A 9151-nucleotide genomic window follows, 5' to 3' on the forward strand; every position below is an offset into this window, starting at 1 on the left:
GTGTTCTCAATGGACGGCATCATCGCCAATCTCGGCGGCGTTTGCGATCTCGCCGAAAAGTACGGCGCGATGGTTATGGTCGACGACAGCCATGCAGTCGGCTTCGTCGGCAGGCACGGGCGCGGCTCGGCAGAACATTGCGGTGTCGAGGGCCGCATAGACATCCTCACCGGTACACTCGGCAAGTCGCTTGGAGGCGCGTCGGGCGGATACACGTCAGGCAGGCGCGAGGTCGTCGACTGGCTTCGCCAGCGCTCGCGGCCATACCTTTTCTCCAATACGCTGGTACCAGCGATTGCAGGGGCTTCGCTGAAGGTCTTCGACCTGATCGAACAAGGCGATGTGCTGCGCAAGAAGCTCTATGCCAACGCCGACCGCTTTCGCAGGAAGATGACAAGGGCAGGGTTTAGGCTGGCCGGCGCCGACCACCCGATCGTGCCTGTGATGTTGCGCGATGCAAGCCTCGCACAACAGATGGCCGAGAAAATGCTTCAACGCGGCATCTATGTGGTCGGTTTCTTCTTTCCAGTGGTGCCACTCGGTCAGGCGCGCCTCCGCACGCAAATGTCTGCGGCGCATTCAACTGCGAATATCGATCATGCCGTTGAGGCATTCGCCGAGGTGGGCAGGGAACTGAGAGTAATCTGATGTCCAAATAATATTGGGGGCATACGCCTTGGTGGTGCGATTGCTGGTGTTTGGCGCAGCCCTCGGTGGGCGACAAGATAGAAATGAGCACGGAGGCCGAGGATTTAGTCTATATTCTTGAGGCGAGGCTGGGCGCTTTCATTTTGACTGGAAATGGACCGACCGAGCCCGAAGTTTATGATTGGCGGCTGCGAGATTGATGAAGGCTGCGAAGCTCTGGTCCGTTTTGTCGGCTCGCATGGCGATACGCTTGAATTCCTTGAGTTTGGCGAAGAAGTTCTCGATCAAGTGGCGCCATTTATAGAGTTCCTTGTCGAGCGGCAGGGGAAAAGTACGACGTGAACGCTGGGAAATAACGATCCTGGCGCCGCGCTCATTCAGGTCGGCAATGATGGTGTTGCTGTCGAAGGCTTTGTCGGCGATCAAGCCGCCGAAACAGACACCATCGATGAGCGGTGCGACCCCCACGGTATCGAACAGTTGGCCGGTCAAAAGAACAAAGCGCACCCGCAAGGCGGCCATGTCGGGCAATCGGCGCGCCTGCGGCGCGGCATCCAGTTGGTCGGCCAGTTCGCTCTCGCAGGCGCGCTCGTGAGCCATTGCGAGAAGATCCACCATGACGCGGCAGCCCCCCGCTCCGGCGGCCGCTCCATGAGCATGTCGAAGGTCGTGTGGATCTCACTCCATGAATTCCTGCTTTTCACCAGGCTGTTTCGAGTACCACCACGATCTGCGCCTAAGGGACCGACCAGTGTGACTCTGCCACCGAAGCGAGTCGAGCGCTGCCCGCGACATCCGGCTGTGCCGGAGCGCGCACATGACAGGCGACGACGCGCCCGTCCGCCATCGGCACCAGAGGCGGCACCTCGATCCGGCATCGTTCGACGGCGAGTGGGCAGCGCGGATGGAAGGCGCACCCTCTCGGTGGATTGATCGGGCTCGGCACCTCGCCCTCGACGGGCGCCTCCAGCCGAACTCGCGTCGGATCCGGGACCGGAGCTGCCGCAATCAGCGCCTCGGTGTAAGGGTGGACAGGCTTGGCGAACAGCGCCTCGCACGAGGCGAGTTCGACGATCCGTCCCAGGTACATAACCGCGACGCGATGGCCGATGTGCTCGACGACGCCAAGGTCATGCGAGATGAAGACAAAAGCGATGCCCATCTGCTGCTGGAGATCCAGAAGCAGGTTCAGGATCTGTGCCTGCACAGAGACGTCGAGAGCTGAGACAGCCTCGTCGGCGACGATGAGCGAGGGCTGAAGAGCCAAGGCTCGCGCGATGCCGAGCCGCTGCCGCTGGCCGCCCGACAGTTCGGACGGGAGCCTGTCCATCATCTGAGGCGACATGCCGACCTTTCGCAGAAGTTGCGCAGCAAGCGCCTTGCGCTGCTTGCGACTCAGGCGCTCGAAATTCTCGACGGGTTCGGTGATTATTTTTTCCGCGCTAAGGCGCGGGTTGAGCGATGAATACGGATCCTGGAAGATCATCTGCATCCGCCGGCGCCACGCGCGAAGCTCATGCTTATTGAGACCCGCAATGTCGGTCCCGTCGATCAGCGCGCGCCCCGCCGTCGGTTCGGTGAGTCGCATCAGGAGCCGCGCAACGGTCGACTTGCCGCAGCCGGATTCGCCAACGATGCAGAGCGTCTCGGCAGCCTCGACGGAGAAGGATACATCCTCTACCGCCCGCACCACCGGGATGGTCTTCCTTAGGAACCCCGCACTGAGCGGATAATGCTTGGTCAGGTTCTCGACTTTCAGTAGAGGCAAGCTCATGCGCCGACCCCCTCTTCGGCTCGCCAGCAAGCGGCGGCGTGGCCCAGCCCGAGGTCAATCATGACGGGCGTCTTCTCGCGGCAAATATCGATCGCGAACGGACAGCGAGGCGCAAAGCTGCATCCCACGATCGGCTCGCGCAGGCTGGGTACAATACCAGGGATTTCTGGAAGGCGGCGCTGTCGGCCGCGCCGCCGATCAGGCACTGAGCGCATGAGGCCTTGGGTATAGGGGTGCGAGGGGCGCGAAAACAAATCAATTACACTCGCCTGCTCCACGATACGGCCGGCATACATGACAATCACGCGTTGACACGTCTCTGCTACAACGCCCAGATCGTGCGTGATGAACATGACCGCCGTTCCCGTACGCTCTTTCAGTTCAACCACCAGCCGCAGAATCTGCGCCTGGATGGTAACGTCGAGCGCCGTCGTAGGCTCGTCGGCAATCAAGAGTTCCGGTGAGCAGGCAAGGGCCATGGCGATCATGGCGCGCTGGCGCATGCCGCCCGACATTTCATGGGGATAGTTGTTGACCCGCTGTTCAGGGTCCGCGATGCGCACGAGACGCAGCAACTCTTGCGCCTTGGCCATTGCGTCTGATTTGGTGGCCTTGGTGTGGATCTGCACCGCCTCGGCGATTTGGTGACCGACGGTGTAAACCGGGTTCAGGCTGGTCATCGGCTCCTGGAAGATCATAGCGATCCGGTTGCCACGGATTTGTCGCATCTCACGGTCCGAGAGTTTCAAGAGATCGCGTCCGCGAAAGCGGATCTCGCCGCCGACGGTCCTGGCGTTCAGCCTCGGCAGCAGGCGAAGGATCGAAAGAGCAGTGACGCTCTTGCCGCACCCGGATTCGCCGACGACGCCGAGTGTTTCGCCACTCTTGACTTGGAAACTGATGCCGCCCAGCGCGCGGGTGACGCTGTCTTCGCCGTAAAAGTGGGTCTCGAGGTCTCGAACGTCGAGAAGGACGTCATTGCCTATTGTTGTATGCATTTGCATCTCAGCGCCTCCGCTTCGCACGGGGGTCGAACAGGTCGCGCAAGCCATCCCCAAGAAGGTTGACCGCAAGGACCATGAACGCAAGGCAGATGCCGGGAGCGAAGACGGTCAAAGGAGTGATGGCGAGATACAAGCGAGAGCTAGAGATCATGTTCCCCCAGCTGGGGATATCGGGCGGCACTCCTACGCCGAGAAAGCTTAGCCCGGCCTCTGTCAGAATCGCGTCTGCGCAGACAATGGCGCTTTGCACCATAAGCGCTGGTATAGTGCTCGGCAGGATATGCCGCCACAGCACCTTCGGCAGGCGCGCACCGCCACAAATTGCGGCTTCGACATAGGGACGCTCCCGAACACTCATAACCACCGAACGAACCAGCCGGGTGACGCTTGGCAGTTGGACGATCGTAATGGCGAAGATGAGGATACCGACTCCGGGGCCGGTCAGGGAAATCAGTGCAATAGCAAGCAGAACCGTCGGGATCGACATCAGCCCATCCATGACCCGCATGGCGATGCTGTCGAAGCCGCGGCTATAGCCGGCGAGGACACCGATCAGAAGGCCGCCGAGAGCTGCGCCTGTGGCCGAGGTCAATCCGACGATTAGAGAGATCCGGGCGCCGAACATTGTTCGTGCAAACACGTCTCGACCCAGATTGTCACTCCCGAACCACATTTCGGACGAAGCTGGCTGAAGCCGTTTGAATGGATCCATGTTCAGAGGATCGCCAGCGTAAAGCGGGGCAGCGAGTGCTAGAACGACCATTAGCGCCAAGAGGCCGCCGCCAAGCAAGACGAGCGGATGCCGCCTTGCGAGACGCGGCAGGTCAGATATTTGCAGGCGGCCCGTCGAAACGGCTTCAACTGGTGCAGAGAGGAGTGTCATATCAATACCGGATGCGAGGATCGACCAGGGTGTAGGAAAGATCGATCGCCAGATTTATCAAGACGTACAGGCCCGAAACGAGGATGAGCACGCCTTGAATGATGGGGTAATCGCGGTTGTTAATCGCATCCACAACCAAGCGACCCACGCCAGGTACATTGAAAACAGTTTCCGTGATGACGACACCGCCGATCAGGCCTGCGAAACTCAAGCCGATCACGGTGAGGATCGGAGCACCTGCATTTTTCAGAGCATGGTGGAAAAGCATGGCATAGGACGACGCGCCCTTGGCAGCGGCCGTCCGCATATAGTCTTCCGACAGGACCTCGAGCATGCTCGCTCGCGCTATCCGCGCGATGAAAGCAATATAAGCAAGACTCAAAGTGAGAGTCGGCAGGATCAGGTGCACAAACCAGGGCTCGAGGCCTTCGCCAATCGGCCGATATCCCTGGACCGGTAGCCAATGCATGCTGATCGCGAACAAGTATATCAAAAAGAAGCCGATGACGAAGACCGGGACCGAAAAACCCAGTGTCGCGAACGCCGTAAGCATGCGGTCGACGAGGCCTCCAGCCCGCCATGCGGCAAGAATGCCGAACGAAACCCCTACCGTCACCGAAAGGATCATCGTCAGGATTGACAGGGAAATGGTCGGTTCAAGGCGCTGTGAGATGAGTTCGAGGACCGGTCGCCCGGCGAAGATCGAAGTGCCGAAATCGCCGCTGAACATGTCGCGTATCCAACGAATGAACTGAACCGGCATGGGATCGTTCAGGCCCAGCTTTTCACGAATGCCAGCGATCATTTCCGCCGTGGCTGACTTGCCCGCCATGATCGCGGCCGGGTCGCCGGGCGCCAGCCTCAAGAGCAGGAAGACGAAGACCCCGACCATCGCCATGACGGCGATGGTCGAAACTAGTCTGCGAATGATGTAGGCAACCATCACGTCGACGCTTTTTGCATGTTCCACATTGCCAAAAGGTGCGGCATCTCGATGAGTCCAGTGACTGCCTTGCTACGCGCCAACGGCGAGATAGTTTGGCCAAGTCTAACGTCGCCGACGAACTCCCACCAAATTGCTTGCATCTTGCGGGCTAGCACCTTGCGTTCGTCGAGCGTTTCGACATCAGCCCATTTGGCCCGCAGGGCCTCATACTCGTCGTTCTTCGGCCAGCCGTACCAGGCCTTGTCGCCGTTTGCACCTAGGAAGGGTGCGGAGATTGGATCGCCTTGGACGTAGTCAGGGTCATCCGTGATGAAGATGCTCCAGCCGCCGCTCTCAACGGGGCCTTTGTTGGCCCGTCGCGCCGCAACCCCGCCCCAGTCGCTCGGTGCAAGCTCGGCATTGACTCCGATCTTCTGCAGCGTGGCCGCCAGAAGCTGCGAGGCGGCGTGGGCCGCCGCCCAGCTCGTGGGGTCGAGAATGACGACCGTCTCGCCCGCGTATCCCGCCTCCTCGAAGAGTTGCTTAGCCTTTGCGGGGTCGCCGCCCTTCTTGTACCACCCCGTGTTTTCGTCATTCGAGTAAGGGGTGGTGTTTCCAAATATCGAAGTGACGGGGCGGCCATATTTTGGATCGGGGGCAGTGACGCTCAGAAACGCCTCTTGATCGATCAGGTGAAGCATCGCCTGGCGCGCCTTCACGTTGTCGAACGGCTTCTGCAGATGATTCATGCGCAGACACATGTCTGTGCCCGCCTTGTTCAGAAGTTGCAGTACAAGGTTAGGATCGCTCTCGATCACGGGGTAAAGATCGGCGGAGGGCCACATCACCAGATCGATCTCACCCGCTTGCAAGGCTGCCAAAGCAGTCTGCTGATCGGCGATATTATCCCAGATGACGTGATCGATCTTGACGACCTTCCCGCCGGCGTACCCACTTGATGGCTCACCGCGCGGTACGTATTTTTCGTTCCGATCGTACGCGAAGCTCGCGCCCGGCTTAGCAAGAGCATGATTGACCTTGAACGGCCCCGATCCGATATTCGCTGTCACCTGCTCGGTTGCGGGGCGGCTAGCGTCCTTCTCGTGCATGATGAACGGGACCGGCTGCGAGACCTTCGCCAGCAGGTCGATCAATAGCCCCAGTGGCTCTTTAAGCGCGATCGTGAAGGTCTTATCATCCTTCTTCGAGATATCCTTGGCCCGCTCCATGAGAATTTGCCCTCCGGAATCCACTTGGCCCCAGCGGCGGATCGAAGCGACACAGTCGGCCGCGGTTACGGGAGTGCCATCATGCCAGCCTAAGCCATCCCGGAGCTCGAATGTATAGGTCTTCTTGTCGTCGGAAACGCCCCACTTCCCTACCATTTGCGGCTGCGGCTTCAACTGGGAGTCGAGTGCGAACAGCGTTTCGTATATGGCCATGCCATGGATGGAGGTACGGTCATCCGACGAAAAGATCGGATCGAAAACGGTAAGGTCACCCATCATCATCCGCACCGTTCGCGCGGCGGTTGGCTCTGTCTGCGCCCGCAGTACCGACGGCATCGATAAAGCGGTCCCAGCGGCCATGCCCATTTTAATGAGGTTGCGGCGAGAGATTGTCATGTTCCAATTCCCCTTTCGAGTTGACGGCGCGATTAGTCGGCGCTTCTACGGGTCCTGTCCACACCACGGCCATTTGCTAACCGCGACATGATCGGGCGGTGACATATAGGGACTGTAATACCTAGACTAAGAACGTTTGCGCCAAAAGAAGCCTACTGCTGCAATAGGGCCCCCACGCAGCCGAGTTGTTTGAAACGTCTGGGCCTCTACCCAAAGCTCGAGCGCTTCGGCATCGCGGCGCGCAGACCCCACATCATCCCGTAGGCGCCAGCATGCAGGAACAGCGGAAACTGGTTGGCTGGGGCTCTGGTGCAGGATGTGCGGTCGGCGGCGAGATGGGTCTTCCACGATTTGATGTGGTTCTCCGCCGCTCCGCGCCGGGTCCGCGTAGATCGCCTTAGCCTTGCCACCGGCCAGATTGGTGATGATGAAGCGGTGTCAGTACCTTGGGTACCGACCTCGACGCAAGCGATGATGCGCTCTACGCGGCTCGCGCCGCCAAAGAATTCCTTGAGGCGGCGGACCTTGTTCGTTTTCGCCGACGCCTCAAAACGCGCCAGCGTGCTGGCTTCCAGATCCGCGACCTGCTTGCGTAGCGTTACCTCGGTTCTTGAACTCGTTCATGACGCGCAGCCAGAATTTGGCGCCTTCCGTCTGCTCAATCCAGATACCCAATATCTCCTTGCCACCGTCGGGCAGGATGCCGAGCGCAATGTAGACCGCCTTGTTGCGGACGAAGCCCTCGTCGCGGACCTTGACCCGGATGGCATCGAAGAAGACCAAGGGAACGCCGGCATCCAACGGCCTGCTATGCCCTTCGGCGACCTCCTCAAGCACGGCGTCGGTGACGGCCGAGATCAGGTCCGGCGAGACGTCGATGCCATAGAGTTCCTCCAGGTGACCGCGGATCTCGCGCACGCTCATGCCGCGTGCATACATGGATACGATCTTGGCGGCGAAATCGGGAAAGCGGCGTTGATACTTGGCGATCAACTTCGGGTCCAAGGAGCCGGAACGCTCACGCGGGATCGAAAGTTCGAGCTTCGACGTGCCCGCCAGAACCGTCTTCTTCGGATGTCCGTTGCGGCGGTTCGCCAGCCCTTCGCCCGCTCCTCGTCAAGATGAGCATCCAACTCCGGCCGTGCTGGATGTAGTCCGAAACGTCCGGGAACATGACATCCCAATCTCGATCTCAGCCTCATCAGCAGGGGCATTAACAGTACGCCAACGGCGAAGCTTCACCGGATTCGCACCATTAACATGCGTATTCGAACGGGGCTACGAACTGCCCCCGCGACAGCCGCATCTTTTTGGCGCCGACCAATATCAAGCTCGAAATAAATATACCGCCCAGTGGCGCACTCATAGGGTCGTAGGTCCCACGTGTTCTGTCAGTAAAGGCTGCTGGCCGGAAACGGGGGGCGAGCAACTTGGGAGGCCAGACTACCGGTCGCTGGTTTGCCTGAAGCAGGAGGGAGTGTCCAATGCGGCTCATGGAGAGCACCCCTGAAGATCCGGTGAAGTCAGAGTGATATCTTCGTTTCAGAGACCCGCTGAGATTGGTTCGAGCGTTTCACTGTGACAAACTGATTGGGCTGCGTGATTGCAGCGGGTCATCTTATAAAGGTGCTGTTCAATACGGAGACGGGAGAGATCAGCAACTGCTGACGCCGACGGAGCAACCCCCCAAGGAAACTCTCAGGCAAAAGTGACCGTGCCGCAGAACGATCTGGAGAGAGGCGCCTTGAGCGTCCACCGAAGGGGAAAGGCGGACCGCTGTCCGTTTAAGCTCTCAGGTACAGTGACAGATTTGGGGATGAGCCGCAGCCAACCGCCCTGCAACCTTTGTTCTGTCTGGAGAGTGAAATGCCCAGGATTGTTGTAATCGGCGCCGGTATCGCCGGCGTCTCGACGGCGTATGCCCTTTTGCAGCAGGGCTACAATGTGATCGTGGTTGAGCAGGAGCGCTACCCCGCCATGGAAACCTCATTCGCAAATGGCGGCCAGCTCTCGGCCAGCAATGCCGAAGTCTGGAACCATTGGTCCACCATCCTCAAGGGGGTCAAGTGGATGGTCCGGCGCGACGCGCCGCTGCTGATGAACCCGGCGCCCTCGTGGCACAAATACAGCTGGCTCGCCGAGTTCGTGTTGAACATCCCCCGGTATCGCGAGAACACCATTGCGACGACACGGCTGGCGATCGCCGCTCGCAAATACATGTTCGAGATTGTGGAGCGGGAGCACATCGATTTTGACCATGTCCGTCGCGGCATCCTTCATGTCTACTGGGAC

The 9151-nt window shown here is 59.6% G+C and carries 7 protein-coding genes, 3 pseudogenes and 1 riboswitch; of the genes and pseudogenes, 2 read left to right on the forward strand and 8 right to left on the reverse strand.

The features are described 5' to 3' along the window. A partial coding sequence (locus EOA32_RS28145; protein WP_128373448.1) for an aminotransferase class I/II-fold pyridoxal phosphate-dependent enzyme occupies positions 1-648 on the forward strand: 648 nt, incomplete at its 5' end. Positions 649-786: 138 nt separating this feature from the next. Here EOA32_RS28145 and EOA32_RS40165 read toward each other — a convergent pair. The 8 genes and pseudogenes from EOA32_RS40165 to EOA32_RS28185 form a co-directional block, all read right to left on the reverse strand. Beyond that, positions 787-1152 (reverse strand): annotated as a pseudogene (locus EOA32_RS40165) (transposase); the annotation flags it as partial. A 232-nt stretch (positions 1153-1384) separates the two neighbouring features. Further along, positions 1385-2422 (reverse strand): oligopeptide/dipeptide ABC transporter ATP-binding protein, encoded by a 1038-nt coding sequence (locus tag EOA32_RS28155; protein WP_128373449.1) that lies wholly within the window; start codon positions 2420-2422, stop codon positions 1385-1387. Next, positions 2419-3426, reverse strand: a complete 1008-nt coding sequence (locus EOA32_RS28160) for an ABC transporter ATP-binding protein (protein ID WP_128373450.1) — start codon at positions 3424-3426, stop codon at positions 2419-2421. Before EOA32_RS28160 ends, EOA32_RS28155 begins: the two co-directional genes overlap by 4 nt. 1 nt (position 3427) lies before the next feature. Next, entirely contained in the window at positions 3428-4309 is an 882-nt protein-coding gene (locus EOA32_RS28165) for an ABC transporter permease (protein ID WP_128373451.1), read from the reverse strand. Between the two features lies 1 nt (position 4310). Continuing rightward, entirely contained in the window at positions 4311-5252 is a 942-nt protein-coding gene (locus EOA32_RS28170; RefSeq protein ID WP_128373452.1) for an ABC transporter permease, read from the reverse strand. After that, positions 5252-6859, reverse strand: coding sequence for an ABC transporter substrate-binding protein (locus EOA32_RS28175; RefSeq protein ID WP_128373453.1), 1608 nt, complete (start codon positions 6857-6859; stop codon positions 5252-5254). The genes EOA32_RS28170 and EOA32_RS28175 overlap by 1 nt, the downstream gene beginning before the upstream one ends. Before the next feature lie 218 nt (positions 6860-7077). Continuing rightward, positions 7078-7458 (reverse strand): annotated as a pseudogene (locus EOA32_RS28180) (transposase); the annotation flags it as partial. A 1-nt stretch (position 7459) separates the two neighbouring features. Beyond that, positions 7460-7995: pseudogene (locus EOA32_RS28185) on the reverse strand (transposase); the annotation flags it as partial. A gap of 583 nt (positions 7996-8578) precedes the next feature. Then, positions 8579-8677, forward strand: a riboswitch (glycine riboswitch). Positions 8678-8725: 48 nt separating this feature from the next. Between EOA32_RS28185 and EOA32_RS28190 the strand changes: the two are divergent. Then, positions 8726-9151, forward strand: a 426-nt coding sequence (locus EOA32_RS28190) for an FAD-dependent oxidoreductase (RefSeq protein WP_128373454.1), incomplete at its 3' end; no start/stop codon positions are given.

This window comes from Mesorhizobium sp. M1A.F.Ca.ET.072.01.1.1, from assembly GCF_004023325.1.
Taxonomy (GTDB): domain Bacteria; phylum Pseudomonadota; class Alphaproteobacteria; order Rhizobiales; family Rhizobiaceae; genus Mesorhizobium.